25 protein-coding genes are annotated in these 24,710 nt (G+C 72.0%); 10 read left to right on the top strand and 15 right to left on the bottom strand.

What is annotated here, in order from left to right; translation table 11 throughout:
• Positions 1-157: 157 nt before the first annotated feature.
• Genes ACQP1N_RS23575 through ACQP1N_RS23585 form a run of 3 tightly spaced genes read left to right on the top strand, consistent with a single transcriptional unit; the run spans position 158 to position 3,024 of the window.
• Positions 158-1,486 (top strand): threonine/serine ThrE exporter family protein, encoded by a 1,329-nt coding sequence (locus ACQP1N_RS23575; RefSeq protein WP_067798656.1) that lies wholly within the window; start codon positions 158-160, stop codon positions 1,484-1,486.
• 50 nt (positions 1,487-1,536) lie between these two features.
• A complete protein-coding gene (locus ACQP1N_RS23580; protein WP_433226667.1) occupies positions 1,537-1,863 on the top strand; it encodes a hypothetical protein in 327 nt (108 codons plus the stop codon).
• Positions 1,864-1,872: 9 nt separating this feature from the next.
• Positions 1,873-3,024, top strand: coding sequence for a DUF6745 domain-containing protein (locus ACQP1N_RS23585; RefSeq protein ID WP_067798633.1), 1,152 nt, complete (start codon positions 1,873-1,875; stop codon positions 3,022-3,024).
• Between the two features lie 13 nt (positions 3,025-3,037).
• Here the strand turns inward: ACQP1N_RS23585 and ACQP1N_RS23590 are convergent, their stop codons facing one another.
• The 9 genes from ACQP1N_RS23590 to ACQP1N_RS23630 all read right to left on the bottom strand — a co-directional run bounded on the left by ACQP1N_RS23590 (position 3,038) and on the right by ACQP1N_RS23630 (position 11,782).
• Positions 3,038-3,892 (bottom strand): STM4011 family radical SAM protein, encoded by an 855-nt coding sequence (locus ACQP1N_RS23590; protein WP_433226669.1) that lies wholly within the window; start codon positions 3,890-3,892, stop codon positions 3,038-3,040.
• Complete coding sequence (locus ACQP1N_RS23595; protein WP_433226671.1) at positions 3,892-5,172, bottom strand: STM4012 family radical SAM protein; 1,281 nt, start codon at positions 5,170-5,172, stop codon at positions 3,892-3,894. The genes ACQP1N_RS23590 and ACQP1N_RS23595 overlap by 1 nt, the downstream gene beginning before the upstream one ends.
• Positions 5,169-5,969 carry an STM4013/SEN3800 family hydrolase gene (locus ACQP1N_RS23600; protein ID WP_433226673.1) on the bottom strand — a complete coding sequence of 267 codons (801 nt, stop codon included), beginning with the start codon at positions 5,967-5,969 and terminating at the stop codon, positions 5,169-5,171. The genes ACQP1N_RS23595 and ACQP1N_RS23600 overlap by 4 nt, the downstream gene beginning before the upstream one ends.
• A complete protein-coding gene (locus ACQP1N_RS23605) occupies positions 5,957-7,033 on the bottom strand; it encodes an STM4014 family protein (RefSeq protein ID WP_433226675.1) in 1,077 nt (358 codons plus the stop codon). The genes ACQP1N_RS23600 and ACQP1N_RS23605 overlap by 13 nt, the downstream gene beginning before the upstream one ends.
• Positions 7,030-7,980 (bottom strand): STM4015 family protein, encoded by a 951-nt coding sequence (locus tag ACQP1N_RS23610; RefSeq protein WP_433226677.1) that lies wholly within the window; start codon positions 7,978-7,980, stop codon positions 7,030-7,032. The genes ACQP1N_RS23605 and ACQP1N_RS23610 overlap by 4 nt, the downstream gene beginning before the upstream one ends.
• Complete coding sequence (locus ACQP1N_RS23615; RefSeq protein WP_067798618.1) at positions 7,977-8,942, bottom strand: STM4015 family protein; 966 nt, start codon at positions 8,940-8,942, stop codon at positions 7,977-7,979. The genes ACQP1N_RS23610 and ACQP1N_RS23615 overlap by 4 nt, the downstream gene beginning before the upstream one ends.
• A 157-nt stretch (positions 8,943-9,099) precedes the next feature.
• Positions 9,100-9,894 (bottom strand): hypothetical protein, encoded by a 795-nt coding sequence (locus tag ACQP1N_RS23620; protein ID WP_067798615.1) that lies wholly within the window; start codon positions 9,892-9,894, stop codon positions 9,100-9,102.
• A complete protein-coding gene (locus tag ACQP1N_RS23625) occupies positions 9,891-10,538 on the bottom strand; it encodes a response regulator (RefSeq protein ID WP_433226680.1) in 648 nt (215 codons plus the stop codon). The genes ACQP1N_RS23620 and ACQP1N_RS23625 overlap by 4 nt, the downstream gene beginning before the upstream one ends.
• The gene (locus ACQP1N_RS23630) at positions 10,526-11,782 is read right to left on the bottom strand and encodes a histidine kinase (protein WP_433226682.1); all 1,257 of its coding nucleotides are present in this window, start codon (positions 11,780-11,782) and stop codon (positions 10,526-10,528) included. Before ACQP1N_RS23630 ends, ACQP1N_RS23625 begins: the two co-directional genes overlap by 13 nt.
• Positions 11,783-11,944: 162 nt before the next feature.
• Here ACQP1N_RS23630 and ACQP1N_RS23635 point away from each other — a divergent pair, with 162 nt between their 5' ends.
• The 5 genes from ACQP1N_RS23635 to ACQP1N_RS23655 all read left to right on the top strand — a co-directional run bounded on the left by ACQP1N_RS23635 (position 11,945) and on the right by ACQP1N_RS23655 (position 15,324).
• Complete coding sequence (locus tag ACQP1N_RS23635; protein WP_174548856.1) at positions 11,945-12,463, top strand: hypothetical protein; 519 nt, start codon at positions 11,945-11,947, stop codon at positions 12,461-12,463.
• Between the two features lie 110 nt (positions 12,464-12,573).
• A complete protein-coding gene (locus ACQP1N_RS23640; RefSeq protein WP_084262947.1) occupies positions 12,574-13,140 on the top strand; it encodes a hypothetical protein in 567 nt (188 codons plus the stop codon).
• A 40-nt stretch (positions 13,141-13,180) separates the two neighbouring features.
• A complete protein-coding gene (locus ACQP1N_RS23645) occupies positions 13,181-13,762 on the top strand; it encodes a TetR/AcrR family transcriptional regulator (protein WP_067798606.1) in 582 nt (193 codons plus the stop codon).
• 83 nt (positions 13,763-13,845) lie between these two features.
• Positions 13,846-14,595, top strand: a complete 750-nt coding sequence (locus tag ACQP1N_RS23650) for an SDR family NAD(P)-dependent oxidoreductase (RefSeq protein WP_433226685.1) — start codon at positions 13,846-13,848, stop codon at positions 14,593-14,595.
• A 39-nt stretch (positions 14,596-14,634) separates the two neighbouring features.
• Positions 14,635-15,324 carry a class I SAM-dependent methyltransferase gene (locus tag ACQP1N_RS23655; RefSeq protein WP_067798600.1) on the top strand — a complete coding sequence of 230 codons (690 nt, stop codon included), beginning with the start codon at positions 14,635-14,637 and terminating at the stop codon, positions 15,322-15,324.
• Here the strand turns inward: ACQP1N_RS23655 and ACQP1N_RS23660 are convergent.
• The 5 genes from ACQP1N_RS23660 to ACQP1N_RS23680 form a co-directional block, all read right to left on the bottom strand.
• Positions 15,321-15,926, bottom strand: a complete 606-nt coding sequence (locus ACQP1N_RS23660) for a response regulator transcription factor (RefSeq protein ID WP_067798597.1) — start codon at positions 15,924-15,926, stop codon at positions 15,321-15,323. The genes ACQP1N_RS23655 and ACQP1N_RS23660 overlap by 4 nt on opposite strands.
• A complete protein-coding gene (locus tag ACQP1N_RS23665) occupies positions 15,923-17,062 on the bottom strand; it encodes a sensor histidine kinase (protein WP_433226687.1) in 1,140 nt (379 codons plus the stop codon). Before ACQP1N_RS23665 ends, ACQP1N_RS23660 begins: the two co-directional genes overlap by 4 nt.
• A 39-nt stretch (positions 17,063-17,101) precedes the next feature.
• Positions 17,102-17,746 carry an ABC transporter ATP-binding protein gene (locus ACQP1N_RS23670; RefSeq protein ID WP_433226689.1) on the bottom strand — a complete coding sequence of 215 codons (645 nt, stop codon included), beginning with the start codon at positions 17,744-17,746 and terminating at the stop codon, positions 17,102-17,104.
• Between the two features lie 91 nt (positions 17,747-17,837).
• On the bottom strand, positions 17,838-19,118 hold the full coding sequence (locus ACQP1N_RS23675; protein WP_084262945.1) for an alpha-amylase family glycosyl hydrolase: 1,281 nt from the start codon (positions 19,116-19,118) through the stop codon (positions 17,838-17,840).
• A gap of 77 nt (positions 19,119-19,195) precedes the next feature.
• Positions 19,196-20,359 carry a lactate 2-monooxygenase gene (locus ACQP1N_RS23680; protein ID WP_433226692.1) on the bottom strand — a complete coding sequence of 388 codons (1,164 nt, stop codon included), beginning with the start codon at positions 20,357-20,359 and terminating at the stop codon, positions 19,196-19,198.
• Between the two features lie 147 nt (positions 20,360-20,506).
• On the opposite strand from ACQP1N_RS23680, the gene ACQP1N_RS23685 reads away from it, so the two are divergent.
• Positions 20,507-22,987, top strand: a complete 2,481-nt coding sequence (locus tag ACQP1N_RS23685; protein ID WP_067798585.1) for a DNA gyrase/topoisomerase IV subunit A — start codon at positions 20,507-20,509, stop codon at positions 22,985-22,987.
• 240 nt (positions 22,988-23,227) lie between these two features.
• Here ACQP1N_RS23685 and ACQP1N_RS23690 read toward each other — a convergent pair whose 3' ends face one another.
• Entirely contained in the window at positions 23,228-23,590 is a 363-nt protein-coding gene (locus tag ACQP1N_RS23690) for a nuclear transport factor 2 family protein (protein WP_067798582.1), read from the bottom strand.
• Between the two features lie 324 nt (positions 23,591-23,914).
• Here ACQP1N_RS23690 and ACQP1N_RS23695 point away from each other — a divergent pair, with 324 nt between their 5' ends.
• On the top strand, positions 23,915-24,658 hold the full coding sequence (locus ACQP1N_RS23695) for a hypothetical protein (protein ID WP_433226695.1): 744 nt from the start codon (positions 23,915-23,917) through the stop codon (positions 24,656-24,658).
• The last annotated feature ends 52 nt before the right edge of the window (positions 24,659-24,710 follow it).

A 24,710-nucleotide genomic window follows, 5' to 3' on the forward strand; every position in this document is an offset into this window, starting at 1 on the left:
CTGAATGGTGTTCTGTGGAAAGGCGGGTGGGAAGCCGCGGATTCGCGGGGCCGGACCCCTGGGTAGCCTGCCATTCAAGATCGGTGACGAGGCGGGAAGGGGCACGGGCGGGGGAATGCGCACGGCCGAACGCTTGCGGCGGACATGGCAGGTCCTGATGGACGGGGCACCTCCGGAACCGCCCGAGGAGGAGCCCGGCGAGATCGTCGATCCCCGGGCGCTCGACCTGGTGCTGCGCGTCGGTGAACTGCTGCTGGCCAGCGGCGAGACCACCGAGCGCGTGAACGAGGCCATGCTCAGCCTGGCCGTGGCCTATGAAATCCCTCGGTGTGAGGTTCAGGTCACGCTGACGAGCCTTCTCGTCTCGGCCCACCCGGGGAAGGGTGCGGCGCCCGTGACGGGGAGCCGGGCCATCCGGCGGCGGACTCCGGCCTACTGGCGGCTCACCGCGCTGCATCAGCTCGTCCAGGACGCGTCCATCGGCATGCTGGAGCTGGACGAGGCCCACAAGAAGCTCGCAGAGATCAAACAGGGGCGCGCCCCCTATCCGGCTTGGCTGATGGTGGTGTCGCTGGGGCTCATCGCCGCGTCGGGCAGTGTGCTGGCCGGCGGCGGACCGCTCGTGGCGACCACGGCGTTCATCGCCACCCTGCTCGGCGACCGCACCGCCGCCGCACTGGCGCGGCGCGGGATCGCGGAGTTCTTCCAGCTGACGCTGGCCGCCGCGATCGGCGCCGCCGCGGCGGCCCTGGTGGTGGCGATGGGCAATCCGGGACATGCCGCGACGGTCGTCACGGGGGCGATCCTGGCGCTGCTGCCGGGGCGTCCGCTGGTCGCCAGCATCCAGGACGGCATCACCGGCGACCTGATCAGCGCGGGGGCGCGGCTACTGGAGGTCTTCTTCCTGATCGCCGCGATCGTCGCCGGGCTGGGCGTGGTCGTCTACGCCGCGGTCAACCTGGACGTGCCGATCGACGTCAAGCATCTGCCCACGCCGGCGGCGGAGCTGAGACCCGTCGCGATCATGGCGGCCGCCGTCATCTCGCTGACCTTCGCGATCTCGCTGGCCGCGCCCAGGGCGGTCCTGACCGCCGCGGCCCTGGGCGGGGCGCTGATCTGGGTGCTCTACGTCCTCGCGCGGGTCTGGCACGTTCCACCCGTGCTGGCGGCGGCGGTGGCCGCCACCGTGGTCGGTACGCTGGCGAACTGGCTGGCCCGCCGGCACCGGCAACCTGTCATGCCGTACGTGGTCCCGGCGATCGGCCCTCTTCTGCCTGGGACGGCGCTGTACCGGGGGATGGTCGAACTCAACACGGGTTCACCGAACGCGGGGGTGCTGAGTCTCATCGGGGCGATTTCCGTGGCGCTCGCCCTGGGCGCCGGGGTGAACCTCGGCGGTGAGTTCATCCGGGCGTTCCAGCGGGTCGGGCTCGGCGCCTCCGGACGGTGGGCCCGTCCGGCGGCCCACCGCACCCGCGGCTTCTGACCCCGGTCCACCGCGCTCGTTCTGTCGGTGGCGGACGTTACGTTCGCCGCATGTACCGACAGGGAGACATCCTGATCCTGCCCGTGCCCGAGGAGGCGGTCCCGCAGTCCGTCCGCGAGCTGCCGCCGGCTCCGCGCGACGGCCGGGGGCGCATGGTGCTGGCCCTCGGAGAGGCCACCGGGCACGCGCACGCGCTGTCCGCGCCCGGCTCGCTGCTGCGCGTCCCGGATCCGCTCGCCCCGGACCATCTGCATCTGCCGTCCGGCGGGCGGCTGGTGCACGAGGAGCACGCGGCGATCACCCTGCCCAAGGGGTGGTACCGGGTGATCCGCCAGCGCGAGTACGTGCCCGGCGCCGTCCGCGTCGTGGCCGACTGAGGGGGCGGGATGCTCACCGGAACGGTACGCGAACCCCACTACGTGGTCGGCGACTGGCAGTCGGCGGCGTTCGGCACCGGCCCCGCCGACCGTGCGCGGGCCGAGGCGGGCGTGGCCGCGGCCTACACCTCGGCCGGGCTGGAGGTCCCCGAGCGGTACGTGTGGGTGCCCTCCCCCGCGCGCGGCGCCGTCATGGCGGCCGTCCTCGCGGGGCACGGCGACGCCCTGGAGGCGGCCGGCCTGGACGGCCTGCTTGAGCAGGCCCGCGCCGACCTGGGCGAGGGCCGGGCGGGCGAGAGCGTTCTCGCGCGGGTGCGGACCCGTCCCTGGGAGGCGGAACGTGCGGCGGCCTGCTCCGAACAGGGGCCGGAGCAGTGGCCGCGCACATGGGCCGGGACGGGGGGCCTGCTCTGGGACCAGGTCCAGTCACTGGTCACCCGGGTTCGCGCCGCCATCGGGGAGCAGGCGCACGGCCGTTCCTCCGCGGCCGGCAACCGGCGGCCGTCCGCACGGGAGGAGCGGGCCGGGTCCCTGCTGCGGGCCGCCACCCTCGACGCCGTCCTGGGCCAGCATGACGCGCCCTGGCTGGCGCTGTTCGAGTCGCTCGGACGGCTGGACGGCCCGCTCACCGGTCTCGCGGAGGCCGCCCGTTCGGCGGGCTGGTGGTGGCCCTACGAACGGCTGGTGGTCCTGTCGGAGCGTCCCAGTGAGCTGTATCGGGACGAGCCAGGCCGGCTGCACCGCGGCGACGGTCCCGCCCTCGCCTACCCGGACGGGTTCGCCCTGCACGCCTGGCGCGGTATGCCGATCCCACGCGACTTCGTCGCGTCCCTGACCGGCCTGACACCCGACCGCATCTCGGCCGAGGAGAACGCCGAGCTGCGCCGGGTGATGCTGGAGATCTTCGGCTACGACCGCTACCTGGCCGAGACGGGCGCGCGTCCCCTGCACCGGGACGAGACGGGCGTCCTGTGGTCCATCGACCTCCCCGGTGACGAGCCCGTGGTCATGGTGGAGGTGGTCAATTCCACGCCCGAACCCGATGGGACGTACCGGACCTACTATCTGCGCGTCCCGCCCGACACCCGCACGGCGCGCGCGGGCGTCGCCTGGACGTTCGGTGTGGACGAGGCCGACTACCGCCCCGAAAGGCAGACCTGAGCCGGCGGGCGCGTCAGGGCCGGTCCAGGAGGGCCGGAATTCGTTCCAGGACCCCGCCCGCGAACGTGTCGTAGAGGCCCAGCGGTTCCAGGTGGACGTAGCCGATGTGGCAGTCGCAGGTGTCCAGGGGGCATGGGCGGGGCCTGAGTGCGGCGCGGAAGGAGCCGTCGTAGAGGTTTCCCAGCACGGACGGGACGAAGTGGCAGCGGCGGACGGTGCCGTCACCGTCGACCGAGACGACCGTTTCGCCCGTCCGGCAGGGGAGGCCGCGGCTGGCGTGCGGGCGGCGGCTGAGCGGGAACAGCGGGTCGATGCCGGTCCAGGCGGCGGCCTCGGCGTCGGTGTAGGTGCGGCCTTCGGCGGCGTTGACCCACAGGTACGTGCCGGTGGGCAGGTCGGCGCGCAGGCGGCGGGCGGCGTCGAGGTGGTCGGGCTGCCCGACGATGCCGACGCTGTGGCGGACGCCGCGCTCCGCCAGGTCGCGGCATTTGCCCAGGAAGCGTCCGTAGGGGACTTGGCCGGGATGGTAGGTCGCCCACAGCGCGAGCCGGGTCAGGTCCGCGCCCGCCGTCCAGGAGACGCGGTGGCTGAGGTTCGTCTGGATCGCCACCCGTTCGACGTGCGGGAGGTGGCTCAAGGCCGTGAGCGCGTGCCTGTACCAGGAGCGCACCAGGCCCTCGCCCCAGGGGGTGAACAGGACAGAGAGGGGGTGGCCGTAGGCGGCGGCCCATTCCGTGAAGCGTTCCAGTGCGGCGCGGTCGTCGCGGAGCTGGGCCGGTGTGTCGCGGCGCTTGGCGAAGGGGCAGTACGGGCAGTCGTAGTCGCAACTGGCGAGCGGGCCCCGGTAGAGGATCGTCAGGTGGTCCATCAGCGCGCCTCATAGGCGTCCATGAGCTTCTGGACGCGGGACGAGAAGAGGGCGGGGCCGATGGCGTCGGAGTAGGCGAGCCCTTCCGGTGTCAGCCGCAGGGTGCCGCCGGAGGCTTCCAGCCATCCGCGGTCGGCGATCGATGTGAGGTCGGCGGAGAAGTCGTCCAGCGGGTCGGTGCCGAAGCGCGCGCGGTACGAGCCCCGGTCGAGACCGCGTGCTTGCAGGAGTGACTGGAGGAGATGGCGGCGGCGTTGTTCGTCGTCGTCCAGGGTGAAGCCCACGCGGGCGGTCGTGAAGTCGTCCTCCCGCACGTAGGAGTCGATGAGGGAGCGCACCTGCCCGGTGCCGACCGCGTACTCGAACGAGTAGTGCAGGCGGGAGGTGTAGGAACGTGCTCCGCATCCGAGGCCGACCATGCCGTCGGTCTGGCAGCAGTACTCCGTTCCGCCGGAGGTGCCTGTGGGCAGCCGGAACATCCGCATCGACACCTGCTCGTAGCCTTCGGCCAGGAGATGGTCGCGGCCGATCCCGTAGAGGGTGAGGCGCTGGTCGTCCCAGTCTTGGGCACGGCGTGCCAGCCCGGTCAGCGGACGGACGTAGAGGGGGTACAGGTAGATCTCCTCTGGGCGCCACGTGAGAGCGGCATTCAGGGAGTGCATCCACGTCGCGGGTGTCTGGCCGTCGATGCCGTAGATGAGGTCGATGTTGAGGGTCGGGAAGCCCACGGCCCTGATGCGGTCTAGCGCGGCCTCCACTTCGCTGCGTTTCTGGGGCCGGACGGCAGCGCGGGCCTCGTCGTCCAGGAAGCTCTGCACGCCGATGGAGATCCGGGTGGCGCCGCGTTCGGCGAGGACGGTCAGCCGGTCGGTGGTGGCGGTGGCCGGGGACGTCTCCACGCCGAGCGGACCCGAGCCGAAGCCGCGGAACCGCCCGGCGATGTCACAGAGGCGTTCCAGTTCGGACGCGGTGAGGTAGGTCGGGGTGCCGCCGCCGAACGCCGCCGTGGCGAACGACGCGTCCCCCAGGACGTCCAGCACGGCGGTGGCCTGCCGGTCGAGCGCGCCGAGGTAGGCCGCGGTCAGCTCTTCGGGCGCGCCAGTGCGGGTGAAGAGGTTGCAGAAGCCGCACCGCATCTCGCAGAAGGGCACGTGGAGGTAGAGGAAGAGCGCGTGCAGTGATTCCCCGGCCCATACATCGCGCAGTGCCGGCGATGGGTGCAGCGGACGGTAGGCGGTCTTGTGCGGGTACGCGTACACGTATCCCTGGTAGGGCTTCACGGCAGAACGAACTCCCCGTACGGAACTGTCCAGACGACCTCGTGGCCGATGCGGTGCCCGGTGTGGCCGTCCTCTCCATAGGCCGTCCCGTGGTCGGAGCAGACGATGACGAAGCAGGGGCGGCGCATCAACGCGAAAAGCCGGCCGATGTGGGCGTCGACATGGTGGAGGGCGGCGGCGTGGCTGGCGCGCGTGTCCCCGTCCAAGCGGGTGGCGCCGGGCAGGTAGAACCAGTTGGGCTGGTGCAAGGACGCGACGTTCAGCAGCAGGAACAGGCGGCGGTCGGCAGGCAGCCGGCCCATGATCTCGGCGATGCGGTCGATCTGGTTGGGCAGCGACTCCGGGTCGGTCACGCCGAAGCGGCGTTCCCAGTGGCTCTCGGCGAACAGCGACGGAAGCGCGGACCCGAGCGGCGTCAGCTTGTTGAAGAACCCGACACCGCCCACGCAGACGGTGTGGTAGCCGGCGGCGGCGAGTCCGGACGGCAGGTCGGCGGCGTCGAACGTCCACGTATGGGACGCGGTGGATTCGCTGCCCGGGAACGTTCCGGCGAAGAGACGTGGGTGCGGCCCAGGGGACGCGGGGGTCGGCATGAACCCGGCCAGCATCGCCGCATGCGCGGCATAGGTGAAACTGCCCGGCGTGTGGCGGCGCTCCCAGCGGCCCCCCGGGAGCAGGCCGGCGAGAGTGGGGGTCTCGCCAGAAGCGGCCAGTTCGGCGGCAACGTCATAACGCAGCGTGTCGAGAGTCACCAGCAGCAGATCATGACTGCCGATGATGTCGTTCATGTCGTACATCGAATTCCCGGCAACGACGCTCTGACCTGGGCGGCATAGGTGTCGATCCCTTCGGCGGGCCCGCCCGGCAGGCCGGTCAGCCCCGGCAGCAGGTCACCGAACGCGTTCACCTCGCACACCGCGAACCGTTTCAGCCCCGCGCCCACCAGCAGGTCGACGCCGACCATCAGGCTGCCGGGGAAACAGGAGGCGGCCCGCGCGCACACGTCGAGCGCCCGGCGCCACCCGTCCTCCCCGAGCGCGCGCTGCACCGCCCCGAGGTCTCCCCTGGCGCCGCCCAGATGAAGGTTGGTCATCGGGGTCCGGCTCGTCCGGGCGACCGCGTGCGTGGGTTCACCGCCGATGACGACGACGCGCAGGTCGAACACGCGCCCGTCCAGGGTCGCCTTGGGCAGCCACCGCTCCACGTGCAGGCCGTCCGGGGCGAGCAGGCCGATCAGCGCGGCGACCTCCTCCTCGGACGCGTAGGAGCGGACGCGCAGCGCGTTCACCAGCCGGTCCCCCGCCATGAACGCCGAGGTCACGGCCCTCACCCGGCCCGGCGCCGTCTGCAACGCGACGACGCCGGACGCGGACGAGCCGTGCGCGGGCTTGACGAACACCCGCCGCTCCCCCGTCTCGTCCATCCGCGAGCGAAGCGCCGTATAGCCGTCGACCCCGGGCAGCGCGACCGGGACGGGAACCCCCGCGGCCAGGAGACGCGCGTGTGCCAGCCGCTTGTCGAACATGACCGCGATCTCCTCGACGTCGCCGAGGAGCCGGGCGCCGGCCTGCGACACCGCCGCGGAGAGCCGCCGCAGCGCCGCCGTGAACGTCCGGTACCAGCGCGCCCCGCCGCCGACCCGCGCCGGTTCACCGGGGCCGCGCAGCAGCACATCGGTCTCGGGGTCCCCGCCCGGCGAGTCGACGCGCACCAGATCGCCCGCCTCCAGCGCGAGCGGGGCGCCGCGCAGCACGTCCGTCCAGGCGATCAGCCGGGGCTCGGGCAGCCCGGCCGCCCGGCACGCCGCCGCGAACAGCGCGGGGCGGCGGTCGCCGGGCGCGCCGACCACGACGAGGCTCATTCGGCCACCGCGATGTAGGTGGTGATGTCGAACCGTCCTCGCGACCGGCGCGGCGGCCCCTGCCCCTCGTCGAGGTTCACCTGGACGCCGGGCGTCCCGGCCCGCACCCGGGCGGTCATCTCCTCGCTCAGGAAGTGATGGTGCAGGTCGAGTTCCTTCAAGTGCGTCAGGGGCTGCCCGGAAAGGAGCGCCTCCGCGCCCCGGTCGGTGAGCGTGCCCATCGCCAGGCTCAGCGACTCCAGCCGCGCCACGACGGGCGCGCCGGCCAGGGCCTCGGCGATCTCGTCCGCGCAGTCGGCGTTCTCCAGCCCGAGGCGCCGCAGCGCGGGCAGCCGCTCACCCGTCCAGATCCCCGCGAGCTCGTCGAGAGGCGGGGCGTCCATCAGGTACTGGCCGAGCCACATGTCCAGGCGCTCCAACCCCGGCAGATCGCTGGCGGCCACCGCTCCCACGACCTCCTCCGGCAGCCGGGCCGCCTCGAACCGCAGCGTCCGCAGCCGCGGGGCGCGCATCGGTTCGAGCCGCAGGCCGTCCCCGCCGCGGATTCCGACGTGCTCCAGACCCGGGAACGCCGCGAACAGCGGCGAGACGTCGGAGTGCCTGATCCAGGAGATGTGCAGATCCCAGTCGCGGATGTCGCCGAGGAACACCGCGCGCAGGTCCGGGAACCGGCCGGCGGCCTCGACCAGCCGCCCGACCGGGTCGAACTCCTCGGTGTCGAACCCCCAGAAGCCGATGACGAGGTGGGTGACCCGCGCGGTGTCGACCGTCCGGAGGAACAGCTCGAAGTTCTCGGGGACCTCGGCTCCCCACGCGCCGTTGTCCTGGATGCGGTGGTAGATGCCCCAGGCCACCTCGTCCTCGGCGGGCCGCGGACCGCCCTCGGGGTCCCCGTCGAAGGTGTGGACGGGGAGCCCGGCGAACGTCGAAAGCCGTTCCCGGATCATTCAGATACCGCGATGTAGTGCCAGTCGCCGTCCGGTTTCTCCTGCTCGTCCAGGTCGACCTCGACTCCGGGCAGCGCCGCCCGCACCCGCTCGACCATGGCGTCGGACAGGAAGTGGTGGTGCAGGTCCAGTTCGCGCAGGTGGGTGAGCGGCTGCCCGGCGAGCAGCGCCTCGGCGCCCTGGTCGGTGAGGATGCCCATCGCCAGGCTGAGCGACTCCAGCCGCGCCACGACGGGCGCGCCCGCGACCGCCGCCGCGATCTCGTCCTGGATCTCGCTGTCCTCCAGGCCGAGGTGGCGCAGCGCGGGCAGCCGCTCGCCGCTGAGGAGCGGGGCGAGGTCGGCGACCGTCGCGTCACCGCCGTAGTTGTCCTCGCCGAGCCACAGGTCGAGATGTTCCAGGTTCGGCAGGTCGCTGGCCCCCACGGCCCGCACGACCGGCGCCGGCAGCCCGCCCGACTCGAACCGCAGCACCTTGAGCCTGTCGCTCCTGATCGGGTCGAGGACGAGGCCCTGCGCGCCCCGCACGTCGAACCGCTCCAGGTCGGGGAACGCGGTGAACAGGGGCGTGATGTCGGAGTGCTCGATCCAGGAGATCTCCGACTCCTCGCCGGTGATGTCGCCGAGGAACAGCGCCCTGAGCCTGGGGAAGGACGCGGCCGACTCGGTGAGCAGCGCCACCGGGTCGGCGGCGCCGCTGTCGTAGGAGGCGCCCCAGTAGCCGATGATCAGCGCCGTGATCTCGGTGGTGTCGATCGTCTGCAGGAAGCGGGCGAAGACGCCGGCGAAGTCCTCCTCGTCGAAGGACGTCCCGACGAACCAGGCGGCCTCCCCGGCGGACGGGAAGTCCTCCCCGGTGACGGGATCGCCGGTGCCGCCGTCCACCTCGTCCGGCCGGGTGTCCTCGTTGAACGTGGCCACCGGAAGGCCGGCATATTCCTCAAGGTGCTGATAAACGCCCATGGATCCCCTTATGCGAGTTCGTCGGCACATGTCCTATCAGGACCGGCGGACAAACCGCGGCGGTTTCCGCCCGGACGGCGCCTGCCGGGCCGGAAAACCCGGACGGTGCCCGGCGTGTCACGACGAGCGGGACGGTGACGGCGTGCGGCCCGCCGCGCTAGTCGTCGCGGTAGTCGACGTAGCTGTCGCCGGAACCGCTGTGGACGGTGATCTGACCGGGGGCGCGGTCGTCGACGACGGCCGGGTTGATGTGGGCGGTGCCGGCGCCCGTCCAGTTCCGCACGCGGTAGTGCGAGCCCGGTGGGACGATGATCCTCGTGGTGCCCGATCCGGCCGCCGCCTCCACCGAGTCCGGGGGCTCGGCGTAGCGAAGGTCGAGGGACCCGGACCTGATCCGCGCCCGCGTCTGCGGCGAGGTCAGCCCGGTCGCGGTGATCGCGCCGGACCCGGCCAGCAGCCGCAGCCGGCCGCGCGCGCCGGCGACGCCGATCACGCCCGACCCGGTCCGCAGATCGAGGTCGCCGGCCAGCCCCCGGACGTTGATCTCGCCCGACCCGGCCACCGCCGACACCCGGGTGCCCACCGGCACCCGGACGGCGAGGTCGGCACCGCAGCCGCCGATCACGCCCGTCCCCGAGCAGCGGACCGTGACGAACAGGGTGTCGCCCACCAGCGATTCGGTCACGCGGGGCTTGCTCAGCGCCCACCGGAGATCCTTGTAGACGCGCGCCTGCCCGTCAGGTCCGGGGCTGACGGAGACGGCCGCGGCGCCCATGTCGAGCCGCAGTTCCCTGATCGCATGGTGGTAGGGCGTGACGGACGCCGACGTCTGCCGGACGGCCCGCCCGAACGCCATCAGCAGGACGGGCACCACCACGACCAGCGCGGTCCCGATCGCCAGCGCGATCCAGACGCCACGCCGCCGGGGCCGCCGCGCGGCACCGGCGGTCACGTCTCACCGCCCAGGAAGCGCAGGACCGCGAGGACGCGGCGGTGGTCGCCCTCGGCGTGCGGGAGGTCGAGCTTGGCGAAGATGCCGTTGATGTGCTTGGCGACCGCGCTCTCGCTCACCACCAGCGCGGCGGCGATGCCCGCGTTGGAGCGTCCCTCGGCCATCAGGGCGAGGACCTCCTTCTCGCGCGGGGTGAGCCGGTCGAGCGGGCCGCGGTGGCGGCGCAGCAGCAACTGCGAGACGACCTCCGGGTCGAGCGCCGTGCCGCCGGAGGCGACCCGGCGCAGCGCGTCGAGGAACGCCGAGACGTCCGCGACCCGGTCCTTGAGCAGGTAGCCGATGCCGCGGGTGCGGGTCGACAGCAGGTCCGCGGCGTACCGCTCCTCGACGTACTGCGACAGCAGCAGGACGGCCACGTCCGGCGCCTCGTGCCGCATGACGAGCGCCGCGCGGACGCCCTCGTCGGTGAAGCCGGGCGGCATCCGGACGTCCACGATCGCGGCGTCCGGGCGGTGCGCGCGGACCGCGGCGAGCAGCCCGTCGGCCTCCCCGACGGCCGCCGCGACCTCGAAGCCGGAGGTCTCCAGCACCTTGATCAGCCCGGCCCGCAGCAGGACCGAGTCCTCGGCGATCACAACGCGCACGGCAACTCCACGGTGACGGTGGTCGGTCCCCCGGCGGGGCTGGTGATGCGGAACGTGCCGTCCACGGACCGGACGCGGCGGGCGAGCCCGGTCAGGCCCGTCCCGCCGGACGGGTCGGCGCCGCCCCGCCCGTCGTCGCGGACGGTGACGCCCAGCACCTCGCCCCGGCGCACCACGGCGATGTCCACCTCGTTGGCCTTCGCGTGCTTCACGACGTTGGTCAGGGCTTCGGAGACGACGAAGTACGCGACGGCCTCGATGGTGGACGAGGCGCGCGGCTCGGCCTCGACCCGCAGCCGGACCGGCAGCGGCACCCGGGCCGCGACGCCGGACAGCGCCGCGTCCAGCCCCCGGTCCTCCAGCACGGCCGGGTGCAGGCCGCGGATCAGGTCGCGCAGCTCGGTCAGCGCCTCCTTGGCCTCCTCATGCGCCTCGATGATCACCCGCATGGCCTCCGCCGGGACGCCGGTCAGCGTCTCGCGGGCCAGTCCGAGGTTCATCGCGAGCGACACGAGCCGCTGCTGGGCGCCGTCGTGCAGGTCCCGCTCGATGCGGCGGCGCTCGATGTCGGCGGCGTCCACGACGCTGGCGCGCTGCTCGGCGAGGTCCTCCACGCGCCGTTCCAGCTCCAGCGCGCGGTCGGGGCCGAGGAGCGCGACGGCGGCGCGCGCGTCCAGCCGGCGGACGCCCGCCGCCAGCCACGGCGCGCCCGCCAGCAGCAGGACGCCGGTCCCGGTGAGCGCGCCGGACTTCACCGGATTGCCGAACAGGCCGACGTGGGGCAGCGCCCACGCGTACAGGGGCGCGGCGGCAAGGACGAACCCCGCGGCCCACGCGAAGATCACGGCCAGCCCGCCGGCCGCCAGGCACGGCCCGGCGAGCAGGTGGTACCGGATGATCCGCCAGAGCACGGGCGAGCGGAGGTTGCGGAGCGCGTCCCACGGGCCCCCGTCATCGAGGTCCGGCACGCGGGGGATGTGCAGGCCGAGCACGGCCCAGCACCGCTCCCGCTGCCAGGCCGTCAGCGGGCGCAGCGCGAGCAGCAGCAGAACGGTCGACGCGCCGGCCAGGATGAGGATCGGTGTGACGTCCGCGGGTGTCCAGGCCGTCCAGACCGAGCCCAGGAGCAGCCATCCGGTGACCTGCAGCGGCACCCCGGAGGCGACGAAGACGGTGTCGCGCCACGCCACCGCCGACCACGGAGCGTGCACGCGGGCACGGTCGGCCGCGGAGATGGATGCCATGGGGGCAACCGTATTGGTGCGGTTCGCCCGCCACCATGAACCAGGCTGCAGAACGAGGGGTGAACCTAGTGCCACCCCAACTCGGATATGCGGGTTACCGACCGCGGCCGAGCCGGCGGCGAGGCTTGAAGGGCACCGATCACCTTCAGCAGGGAGCCCCCCATGGTCGCCGCCACCGCGCCGCTCGCCTCTCGTCCCCGCACCGTGAACCGGCTCGCGGGCGGTCCCCGGCTCGTCCGGGCCGGCGGGAACAGGTGGCTGGGGTGGGGGATGATCGGGGGCGCGGCGGCGCTGGTGCCCTGGATGTGGATGCTCGCGGCCACGATGCCGTCCAGCGCGGTGGTGGCGAACTGGTCGACCGCCTGGGTCGGGCTGGACGCGATGGAGGCCGCCGCGCTGCTCGGGACGGGCGTGCTGTACGTCCGCGGCGACCGCCGGTACGGCCTGGGCGCCGCCGTCACCGGGACGCTGCTGATCGTGGACGCGTGGTTCGACGTGACGACCGCCACGCCGGGGCCGGGCCGGACCGCGGCGATCGCACTCGCGGCCGGTGTGGAACTGCCGCTCGCGGCTCTCTGCGCGGTCCTCGCCGGCCGGGCGTTCACACAAGGTGCAGTGGTGATCCACGATGCGGTGAACAGCGGATGGCAAAGCATTGACAGGAGTACTCCAGACGGGTGAAACCAGACGAGCCGGACCTCTAGAGTGAGTGCCACGTGGGGGCCCTCTGCTGGGAGGGCCCTTCGCCCTGCCTGCACCATCCAGGCCTGCACGATCCAGAGGTCCCGAACATGAACGACTACGAGGTGCACGAGGAGTGCATGCGGCTCCTCCGGGACGGCCTTCCCGTCCCCCCTCCCGCCGCCTTCGAGGAAGGACGGGACTTCCTTCCGCTCGGTCTCGATATGGACGGCGATGTCGCCGTCGTCACATTCCTGCACCAGTGGGGCGAAGCCTCCGGGTACATCGAGGGTTGGACGTTCCACCGCCGCGACGGTGAGTGGCGGGAACTGGGCGGCGGCGGCGGGTCGGCGCCCGACGAGCCGCTCGCGCGCCGCTCACTCGGTGAGATGGGACGCCACCTGCTGAAGTACGGGTCGGGCCGGACGGTCCGCAACTCCAACCGGCTGCTGCCGTGGGGCGCCAAGTTCGTGAACGAGGCGCGCCTGCGGGCCTCGGCGGAGGTGGCGCGGGTGCGGGTCGGCAAGCGGATCCTGGACGTCCCGGCGCACGGGCACGTCGTCGTGGTGTGGGGCGCCCGCCAGGGCCCGGTCGTCGAGGCGCTCGCCGCCGACGGATCGGTGCTGGACGTCCTGGATCTGAGCCGCCCGGCCGTGCCCGCACGCGCGGAAGGCTGATATTTGACCGTTCGTTCTTGAACGGGTTACCGTCCTGCCCATGGCACGGACGAAGGAGTTCGACCCCGACGCCGTCTTGCAGCGCGCCCTGGAGCTGTTCTGGGAACGCGGATACGAGGCGACGTCCATGGCCGATCTCGTGGAGCGTCTCGGCATCGCCCGCGCGAGCATCTACGCCACGTTCGGCGGTAAGCACGACCTGTATCTGAAGGCACTGGAACGCTACCTGCGGACCGCCGACCCGAGCCTCGCCGAGACGCTGTCGCGGCCGGGGCCCGTCCTGCCGGCGGTGCGCGCGCTGATCGAGCGCTATGCCGAGGAGTCGGCGGGCGACCGGCGGCGACGCGGGTGCCTGGTGGTCAACACGGCGGTCGAGCTGGCCGCGCGCGACGCCGAGGCGGCCCGGCTGGTGGAGTCGAGCTGGAGCTTCCTCGAGGCGTCGCTGACCTCGGCGCTGATGCGCGCCCGGGCCCAGGGCGAGCTGCCGCCGGAGAAGGATCCCCGGGCGCTGGCCCGGTTCCTCCTCGTCCTGCTCCAGGGGATGCGGGTCCTCGGCCGCGCCCCCGCAGGCGAGGAGCGCCTCCGGGACGCGGCGCGCGAGGCGCTGTCCCTCCTCGCCTGACCGCCTTCCCCGGCCACCGAGCGGGCCGGGGTTTTTCCCGCCCCCATTCAAGAACGATCGATCTAGTATCCTGGAGTCAGCTCATGATGTTCGATGGCAAGATCGTCCTCATCACCGGCGGCGCGGGCGGCATCGGCCGCGCCACCGCGCACGCCTTCGCCCGCGAGGGCGCCACGGTGGTCCTCGCCGGACGCGATGTGACCGCGCTGACCGAGGCCGTCAAGGAGATCGGCCCCGGCAGGGCCGATCACGTGGTCGCCGACGTGACCGATCCCTCGTCCGCCGCCCAGATGGTCGAGACGGTGGCCGGACGCCATGGCGGCCTCCACGTCGCGGTCAACAACGCCGGAGTCCTCGACGCCGTCGGGCCGGTCGCCGACATCGACACCGGAGCCTGGGACGCCGTCCTGGCGGTGAACCTGACCGGCGTGTTCCTGTCCATGAAGTACGAGATCGCCCATATGCGGACCCACGGCGGCGGGACGATCGTCAACGTCGCGTCCAACATCGGGGCGCACAACCGGCGACCCGGGATGGCGGCGTACGCGGCGTCCAAGGCGGGGGTCAGCATCCTCACCAGGACGGCCGCGCTCGACCACATCGCCGACGGCATCCGTATCAATGCGGTCAGCCCCGGGGCCAGCGACACACCCATGTCGCTCCTACCGGGCGAGAGCGAAACCGACCGCGCCGTCAGGATGCGTACGGCCATCCCAGCCGGCCGCGTGGCGGACACCTCCGAAGTCGCGTCGACCGTCCTGTGGCTGGCGTCGGACACTTCGACCCACGTGGTGGGTCACGACCTCGTCATCGACGGCGGCGCCGCCGCCTGACGGCGCTTTTCCGGGCGGCTCACCGGGCATGCCTAGGGCATGGCCCTCACACCCGACCGTGACTCCGGACCGGAGCGTTTCCGCCTCGCCGGAAGGGTCACCAGGAAATACCTGATCGGGGCGCGGAGCCTGCACGACCACGTCGCCTCGAAGCTGCTGAACGCGGGCGCGTCCCTGGTCCTGGACATCGGCTGCGGGGAGGGCGCCCTCGGCGCCGCCCTCCCCCACCCGCCGCCGCCCCGCCTGGTGGGGCTGGACACGTCCGCCGAGCCGCTGCGCGCCCATCCGGGTCCGCGCGTCCGTGCCGACGCGCTCCGCCTGCCGTTCCGGGATGCATCGTTCGACGCCGTCGTGGCCGTGAACATGCTCTGCCACCTGGACGATCCCGGGCGGGCGCTCCACGAGGCCCGCCGCGTCCTCGCGCCCGGCGGACTGCTGCTGGTCTCCGCGGTGTGCCGGACCGACAGCCCCGAGCTGTCGCCCGTGTGGCGGCCCGAACCGACCGCGTTCGACGCCGAGGACGCCCCCGCCCGCGTCTGCGAGGTGTTCGGGGAGGTCGAGGTGGAACGCTGGGACGCCCCGCTGATCACGCTCCCCGACCACGCCGCCGTCCGCGACTACCTGATCGCCCGCCGCGTGCCCCGCCCGCAGGCCGCCGAGGCCGCCACCCGGCTCCGCACACCGCTCCCGGTGACCAGACGAGGCGCCCTCGTGCTGGCCCGCCGCTAGAGCCAGCCCAGGTCGCGGGCGGTCCGGGCGGCGGCGTGGCGGTTGTCGGCGCCGAGTTTGGTGACGGCGGCGGACAGGTAGTTGCGGACGGTGCCCTCCGACAGGCCGAGGTCGCGGGCGATGCGGGAGACCGGGGCGCCGCCGGCGGCGGCACGCAGGGCGTCCAGCTCGCGCGGGGTGAGGGGGCATTCCTCGGCGGCGAGGGCGTCGGCGGCGAGCTGCGGGTCGATGTAGCGGGCGCCGGCGGCGACCTGCCGGATGACCTCGGCGAGCCGGCTGCCGGGCGCGTCCTTGCCGAGGAAGCCGCGGACGCCGGCGGCCATGGCGCGGCGCAGGTTGCCGGGCCGCCCGTGCGCGGTCACGATCACCAGGCGGCAGCCGGGCAGGTCGCGGGAGAGGCGTTCGGCGGCGGCGAGCCCGTCGAGGCCGGGCATGTCGATGTCGAGGACGGCGACGTCGGGTTTGAGGGCGAGGGCGCGGTCGACGGCCTCGTCCCCGCGCCCGACGTCGGCGGCGACCTCGATGCCGTCCTCGGTCTCCAGCAGCAGGACGAGCGCCTCCCTGATCAGAAGGTGGTCGTCGGCCAGCAGCACGCGGATCATGCCTCTCCCTTCCCGGGGGGCCTCGCGGGGACGGCGGCCGTCACCCGGAACGTCCCGTCGCCGGCCGGTCCCGCGGTGAACGCGCCGCCCGCCGTGGTGATCCGCTCGGCGAGACCGGCCAGGCCGCTGCCGGCGTCCCCGGCGGCGCGGCGCGCGGCACCGTCGTTGACGATCTCCATCTCGACACGGTCCCGGCTGGCCCGGACCGTGATCTCACACCAGGTGGCACTGGAGTGCCGCAGGACGTTGGTCGCCGCCTCGCGGGCGACCCAGCCGAGCGGCTCGTGGACGTGCGCGGGCAGCGACGGCGACACCTCGGGACGTTCGCAGCGGATTCCGGCGGCGCGCAGCACGGCGGTCATTCCGTCCAGTTCGGTGCGCAGGGACGTGGCGCGGTAGCCGCGGACGACCTCGCGCACGTCCCGGACGGCGTCCCGCGCCATCGCCTGGATCTCGGTCAGCTCCTTGCGGACGCGCCCGTCGTCGCGTTCCACGAAGCGTTCGGCGACCTCGGCGCGCAGCGCGACCGCCTGGAGGCTGTGGCCGAGGACGTCGTGCAGGTCGCGGGCGAAGCGGAGCCGCTCCTCCCGCACCGCGGACCGGGCCAGCTCGGCGCGCGCCTCCCGCAGTTCCTGGACGACATGGAACAGCCAGACCGTGACATATCCGGAGAAGGCGCCGAGCGGCACGCCCGTCGCCTCGTACAGGACGGCCAGGGCGGGAAGCCCGAGCAGCACCCCGTAGACGGGGGTCAGCACGGTCGCCGCCGCCGCCACGGTGACCGACTGGCGGACCGGGAGGACGACGGCGATCAGCCCGGCCGGGACGAGCAGCGCGTTCCCCCAGCCCGGACCGGTGCCGAGCAGCGCCGGCATCGCCCAGCAGATCAGCGCGATCGCGGCCAGCCCGAGCCGGTGGACGGGCGCGGTGCGGCGCATCAGGTTCTGCCACAGCAGCCGGGTGTAGAGGGCGAACACGGTGCCGACGCCGGTGAGGGCGAGGAGCAGGTGCCCCGTCTCCCTGCGGTTGACGATCTCGTACCAGAGCGCCGGCAGCAGGAGCCCCGCCAGCGTCAGCACCGTCATCCCCACGATGATCGCGGCGATGGCGGTGGGGCGCGGGATCCTGGGCTGCACGCGCCCAGCGTATGCGGCCGGCACGGGACGCGCCGCCGGTCAGGCGGCGCGGAGCCGGGTGGCGTCCCGGCCGGTGACCAGGCGTCCCTCGTCCAGTACGCCGACGCGGTCGGCGCGGCACGCCTCGCCGGGGTCACGGGTCGTGACCACCGCGCTGACCCCGTGCGCGGCCAGCGTCAGCAGGACGGACCACACCTCGCGGGCGGCGGCGGCATCGAGCCCGGCGGTGGGCTCGTCGAGGAAGAGCACGTCGGAGCGTCCGACCAGGGCCAGCGCCACGTCGAGCATGCGCCGCTGCCCGGGGGTCAGCCGCTCGAAGGGGACGTCTGCGGCGTCTGTGAGGCGGGCCAGGCGCAGTGCCTCGTCACGCGTGAGCGGGTCGAGTGTCCAACGTCGCCATGTGTCGATGACCTCGGTGACGGTCAGCCCTGGGAACAGGCCACCGTCACACCACACGGCCCCAGCGCGCGCGGAGTCGCGGTCGGTGTAGGGGTCTGCGCCCTTTAGCCGGACGGTTCCGCTTGCGGGTCGGCGTAGGCCGGCCAGCATTTCCAGGAGAGTGGTCTTTCCGGACCCATAGCAGCCCAGGAGTGCGTAGACCTCGCCCTCGGCCACGGTGAACGAGACGTTCCGCACGGCCTCGTTCAGGTCCAGGTCGCGTACCTCGATCACGGGTGCCTTCATGACATCCATGCTGCCGGGGGACGGTGCGGGCGTGCAGTCACAGGCGTCAGGAAGCGATCATGAGGAATGCCCGGACGACCCATGACGAATGTCATGCTTCGGCGATCGCCCATCCCCCCGGGGGAACGGTGGCTCTGTCAGGGGTGAAGCGCGCTTCACCGGCTGCACACGTCCAGTCCGCGGCGGGCAGTTCTGCGGTGGCGGGCTCGTCGTCCAGGTTGAGGACGACCGCGAGCCGCTCTGTGCCGTGCCCCACTGTGTAGGAGAGAGCCGTGTTGGTCAAGGTCGCCACCACGGTCTGGGCGCGGACGAGCCAGGGGTGGCGTCGTCTCAAACCGATCAGGTCTTGGTGCAGGCGGTGGTAGGGGGCGGCGTAGCCGGGTGTCTCACCGGGGCGTTGCGGGAAGACCGGCCGGATGGCGTCGTCCCCGCCTGCGCGCTCTTCCTTGATCCCCTCGAAACCGAACTCGTCGCCGGCGTAGATGGACGGGACACCACCGACGGTCAGCAGGATCACGAGCGCATGCTCTTCATGCCGGTGCTCGTTCAGGCGGCTGGCGATCCGGGTCACGTCGTGGTTGCCGAGGAAGGTCTGCGGAGCGAACGTGTCGAGCATCCCGTTGTGGCGGTCGAGGGCGTGGGCCAGTTCGAAGAAGTTGCGGTCGTTGAGGGAGCTCCAGATGGCCTTCCAGAGCTCGTACTGGGTGACGGAGTCGAATCCGGTCCGTTCCACAAGGCCCGTGTAGTCGCCGTGGATGACCTCGCCGACGAACCAGGCGTCGGGGAAGCGCACGCGGACACGGTCTATGACCGTCCGCCAGAACTCCGGGGGGACGGCGTAAGCGGCATCAAGACGCCAGCCGTCTACACCGCGCTCCAGCCAGTGGGTCATGACCTCGGTGACGTAGTCGGCGACCTCCGGTTCGGCGTGGTTCAGCGTGACGAGGTGGGCATGGCCTTCGAAGGTGCGCAGATCCGGATGGAACCACTTCCGGTACGGGGAGGCGTCACCCTTGGCGGAAACGTCTTTGAACGGTGCGAAGTCGCGTCCGACGTGGTTGAAGACGCCGTCGAACAGGATCCTGACGCCCTTCTGGGACGCCTCGTCGATGAGCCGTTGCAGGTCGTTCTCGCTGCCGAGCCTTGGGTCGATGCGGTAGTGGTCGATGGTGTCGTAGCCATGAGTCTCGGACGCGAACACCGGGCCGAGCGCGAGCCCGTTGCAGCCCAGTCCGATGAGGTGGTCGAGCCAGGCGGTGAGCCTTGTCAGTCTGGGGGTCGGGGGTGTGCCTTCGGGGAGGGCCTCACGTTCGGCGCCGACGAAACCGAGCGGGTAGGCGTGCCACCAGATGGCGTGATCGGGCCAGCGCATGCCGATCTCCCTACCCGGGAAGCACCGGCAATCACGACGTGGCCGCGGGGCCGCCGCCCCGGAAATGATCGCGCGGCCTAAGCGCGCGCAAGGATCTCCTGAGTCAGCTCGTCCGGAGTCCTGATCCCGGAAAGCGCCATGGTCAACTCCAGTTCGGCCTGGAGACAGCGCAGAACATGCTGAACACCCGCCTGGCCGGCGAGCGCCAGCCCATACGCATACGGTCGCGCGACCAGGACGGCCTTGGCTCCGAGCGCGAGCGCCTTCGCGATGTCCGCCCCCGTCCGGATACCACTGTCGAACAGGACGGTCGCCTGGTCGCGGACGGCCTCGACGACACCCGGCAAGGCGTCCAGTGAGGCGATGGCCCCGTCCACCTGGCGTCCGCCATGGTTGGAGACGATGACCGCGTCCATGCCGGCGTCCACGGCCTGGCGCGCGTCGTCGGGATGCTGGATGCCCTTGAGCGCGATGGGCCCGTCCCAGTGGTCGCGCAGGAAGATGAGGTCGTCCCAGGTCAGGCTCGGGTTCCCGAAGTTGGCGACCCAGTGCAGGATCGCGGTGTCCCGGTTGGCGTCGGTGATCTCCCCGCCCACGGCCTTCCGGAAGACCGGATCGCTGAAGTAGTTCGCGACACCGATCCCGCGCAAGAACGGCAGGTATGCCTGATCCAGGTCGCGTGGGCGCCAGGCCAGTGTGAACGTGTCGAGCGTGACGACAAGGGCCGTGTACCCCGTCGCCTTAGCACGTTCCAGGAAGCTGATGGCGAGTTCCCTGTCCTTGGGCCAGTACAGCTGATACCAGCGGGGCCCGTCCCCACTCGCCTCGGCCACGTCCTCCATGGAGTACGACGACGCCGTGCTCAGCACCATCGGCACTCCCTCGGCCGCCGCCGCCCGCGCGACGGCCAGCTCACCGTCCGGGTGGAAGATCGACTGGACGCCGATGGGCGCGAGCAGGACGGGGGACGGCATCGCGGTTCCGAGCACGTCCGACGACAGGTCACGTTCGGCGACGTCCCGCAGCATGCGCGGCACGATCCGCCACCGGCCGAACGCCTCCCGGTTGGCCCGCGCGGTCGCCTCGCTGCCCGCCGACCCCGCCACGTACCCGAACGCCCGCGCCGACAGGGCGCGCTCCGCGAGACCCTCCAGTTTCGTCAGGTCCGTGGGCAGCGCCGGGAGGACGTCCCCGAGCCCCTGCAGATAGATCGAGTTCTGGAAGTCGGCGAGCCCGCTCAAGGGAACCTCCACCCGGGGAATCGAAACCGTCCGTGCCCAATCTGCCAGGTTCGTCACGGTGACGGAACGGCACCGATCCGCCGGGTCGGGCGGCACACCCGGCGGGACGGGCGAAAGATGTCCCCGGAACCGGCCACAATGTGTGGCATGGCACGACGCGGATCCCAAGCCACCCCACCGCCGGACTTCGAAGAGAACATCATCGACGTTGATGTCTCCGACGAGATGCGCGGCAGTTTCCTCGAGTACGCCTACTCGGTCATCTACCAGCGGGCGCTTCCAGACGCGCGGGACGGCATGAAGCCCGTCCAGCGCCGGATCCTGTACTCGATGAACGAGATGGGGCTCCGCCCCGACCGCGGGCACGTCAAGTGCGCCCGCGTCGTCGGCGAGGTCATGGGCAAGCTGCACCCGCACGGTGACAGCGCCATCTACGACGCGATGGTGCGGATGGCGCAGCCCTGGGCGATGCGGATGCCGCTGGTGGACGGGCACGGCAACTTCGGCTCGCTCGGCGGCGACGACCTGCCCGCGGCCATGCGGTACACCGAGGCCCGGATGTCCCGCGAAGCGATGCTGCTGGTCGAGTCGATCGACGAGGACACCGTCGACTTCCGGCCCAACTACGACGGGCAGGAGCAGGAACCGGAGGTCCTGCCGGCGGCGTTCCCGAACCTCCTGGTGAACGGCGCGGCCGGCATCGCGGTCGGGATGGCCACGAACATGGCGCCGCACAACCTCGGCGAGGTCATCGCCGCGGCCCGGCACCTGCTCGACAATCCCGATGCCTCGTTGGACGAGCTGATGCGCTTCGTCCCCGGCCCAGACCTGCCCACCGGCGGCAAGATCGTCGGCCTGGACGGCATCCGCGACGCCTACCAGCGCGGCCGGGGGACGTTCCGCACCCGCGCCACCACGACCATCGAGAACGTCACGCCCCGCCGCAAGGGGATCGTCGTCAGCGAACTCCCCTACGCCGTCGGGCCGGAGCGCGTCAAGGCCAAGATCAAGGAACTGGTCAACGCCAAGAAGATCCAGGGCATCTCCGACCTGAAGGACCTCACCGACCGCAATGTCGGCCTCCGCCTGGTCATCGAGATCAAGAACGGCTTCAACCCCGAGGCCGTCCTGCAGGACCTCTACCGGCTCACCCCGATGGAGGAGACGTTCGGCATCAACAACGTCGCCCTCGTCGACGGCCAGCCCCGCACCCTCGGCCTGCGCGACATGCTGCAGGTCTACGTCGACCACCGCATCGAGGTCGTCCGGCGCCGCTCGATGTTCCGCCGCAAGAAGCGCGAGGACCGCCTCCACCTGGTGGACGGCCTCCTCGTCGCGCTGCTGAACATCGACGAGGTCATCCAGGTCATCCGGCAGAGCGACGACGCCGCCCAGGCCAAGCAGCGCCTCATGCAGATCTTCGAGCTGTCGGAGATCCAGGCGCAGTACATCCTGGACACCCCGCTGCGCCGCCTCACCCGCTACGACCGGCTGGAGCTGGAGAAGGAGAAGGAGCAGCTCGCCAAGGAGATCGCCCGGCTGACCGCGATCCTCGATTCGGAGAAGAAGCTCCGCGGCGTGGTCTCCAAGGAACTGGGGGACGTGGTCAAGGAGTTCTCCACGCCCCGGCGGACGATCCTTCTCGAATCCTCGGGCCACACCGCGGCGGAGGCCGTGCCCCTTGAGGTGGCGGACGACCCCTGCACGGTGCTGCTGTCGTCCACCGGCCTCCTTGCCCGCACGCACGACGCGTCGCCCCTGCCCGACAGCGGCCCCCGCGCTCAGCACGACGTCCTGACCTCGGTCGTCCCCGCGACGGCCCGAGGCCAGGTGGGCGCGGTGACGTCCCACGGCCGGATGATCCGCATAGACGTCCTGGACCTGCCGACCCTGCCGCCCTCGGCCACTCCCCCCTCCCTGGCGGGCGGAGCCCCCGTGGCGGAGTACGTTGACCTGGCACCGGACGAAACGGTCGTGGGCATAGCCGCCGTGGGCGAGGAAGGCGGCGGCCTCGCCCTGGGAACCGCGCAAGGCGTGGTCAAACGAGTCGTCCCCGAATTCCCGGCCAACCGCGACGAATTCGAGGTCATCTCCCTGAAGGAGGGCGACCGGGTCGTAGGCGCCGTCCAGTTGCTCTCCGAAGACCAGCACCTGGTCTTCATCACGACCGACGCCCAGCTCCTGCACTACGCCGCGTCCCTCGTCCGTCCCCAGGGCCGGGCGGCCGGCGGCATGGCGGGCGTCAAACTGGGCGCGGACGCGCGGGTCCTGTGGTTCGGCGCCCTCGACCCGGCCCGCGAGGCCCGCGTGATCACCGTGGCGGGCTCGTCCTCGGCCCTCCCCGGTACCCAGACGGGCGCGATCAAGCTGGCCGACTTCGCCGACTTCCCGGCCAAGGGCCGCGCCACCGGCGGCGTCCGGGCCCACCGCTTCCTCAAGGACGAGGACGTCCTGCTCCAGGCGTGGGCGGCGCCGACGCCCCTGCGCGCCGCGGCCGCGAACGGCAAGCCGGCCACGCTCAACGTGACCATGGGCCGCCGGGACGGCTCCGGCGAAAAACTGGACAAGCCCATCGTCTCCATCAGCGGCCCCATCGGCCCCGCCCCGGAGGACACGACCGAAGAGTGACGCACGCGGCCCCGGGCCCCAGGCCCGGGGCCTCCGCCGGCAGGGGGCTATCCGGCCCTTGTCATGGCTGGGGCAGATTGCTGCGAAGTCGGGTGTTCAGGTCCTTGTCGGCCACGCCCAGCGGCCCCGGGCCTCGATCTCCCGGGGATGGCGCAGGTCGATGACCGTACCGATGCCGCGACCATCGGCGCCTTGGCGCCCGCCGAGATACCCTCCCGTGGTGCGGGAGGCGGCCACCGGTCAGGTTTCGATGTCGCCGGGGCCCCAGTGGGCCTCCATTCGGGTGATCTTGCCTTCGTCGTTGAAGGTCATCACGTCGATGGCGCGGACGCGCATACCGGGGACGTCGATCGTGAAGGCCATGGCGGCCCGGGCGCCGTGGGAGCCGCGGATGGGGGCGTCGAGGGCGAGTTTGGCACCGCTGGCGATGGCGTTGGCGTAGAACTCCTCGATGGCGGCGCGCCCGGCGATCGGGGGGTGGCCGACCGGATCCTCGATGACGGCGTCATCGGCGTAGAGGCCGCAGACGGCCACCAGGTCGGCGGCGTTGAAGGCGTCGACGTAGGTCTGCAGTGCCTGCTTCATGTGCTCCTGGGACGGCATGGACGAAGCCTAACAAGCGACCGCTTGGTTATGGGCCGAGCATGGTGGGCGGTCTCCGCCTCCGAGCGGACGCGGCCGGATGTGGCCGCGTTATCGATCTTGTTTCAGACACGCCCATGTTTTTGAATCGGGACGCATCATATGGACCGCTCCAATCGCGGTCCCTCCCCGAGAAAGGCCCCCGACCCCTGTGAAGCTCAGTACTCGCGCCGCCTTGGCGGCGGCGCCCGTCGGCCTCGCGCTCGGCATGCTCGCCGTCCCGGCCCATGCCGCCGCACCGCAGGCCACCCCCCTGGCGGCCCCCCGCAGGACCTGCCTCCGGACGTGCCGGAATTCGACTTCGCCGAGCAGTGCCCGCCGCTGCCCGCCGGGCAGGACCCCAAGCTCGCGACCTGCCTGCAGCTCGTCGTGACGGGCGGTTCGATGAAGCTCGGCGGCCTCACCCAGGAGATCACCCAGCCGATGCGGACGGTCATCCAGGCCGTCCAGCCATCGTGGGACGAGCCGGCCACGTACACCAGCGTGAAGATGACCGGCAAGCCGATGACCGTCCCCGGCGGCGTCCTCGGCCTGCTCGGTTTCCCCCTGTCCGGAGCGGACGGCCTCCCCTACAACAAGGTGCAGGTGCAGGCCAAGTACGCGGGCGGGTTCGACTTCGCCCTGCCGACGACCGCGCTGGGCCTGAAGATCAAGCTGATCAACGGCGCGATCGGCAACGGCTGCTTCATCGGATCGAACAAGGACCCGATGAAGCTGAACCTCCTCATCGACTTCAACAAGATCACCAGCGTGTCCCCGGGCGACTACACCAACCCCTTCGCCGACCCGCCGATCCTGAAGATGCCGACCGGGGACACCACGTTCGCGGTGCCGAAGACCTCCGGCTGCGGAATCTTCGGCCCGGTCATCGACTGGAAGGCCGGCCTGCCGTCGCCGTCCGGGCGGAACGCCGCCTCGTTCACCGTCTACATGGCCACGGCCCCGTACAAGCCGGCGTACGCGGACGTCGCCGCCAGGCGCACCCAGGACCCGGTGCAGACGTTCCGGAAACTGAAGATCCACGGCTGAGCCACAGCCGCTCCGGGGCCGTCCTTGGACGGCCCCGGCCCCCCGCCGGCGC

It is taken from the genome of Actinomadura formosensis (genome assembly GCF_050948385.1).
Classification (GTDB): domain Bacteria; phylum Actinomycetota; class Actinomycetes; order Streptosporangiales; family Streptosporangiaceae; genus Spirillospora; species Spirillospora formosensis.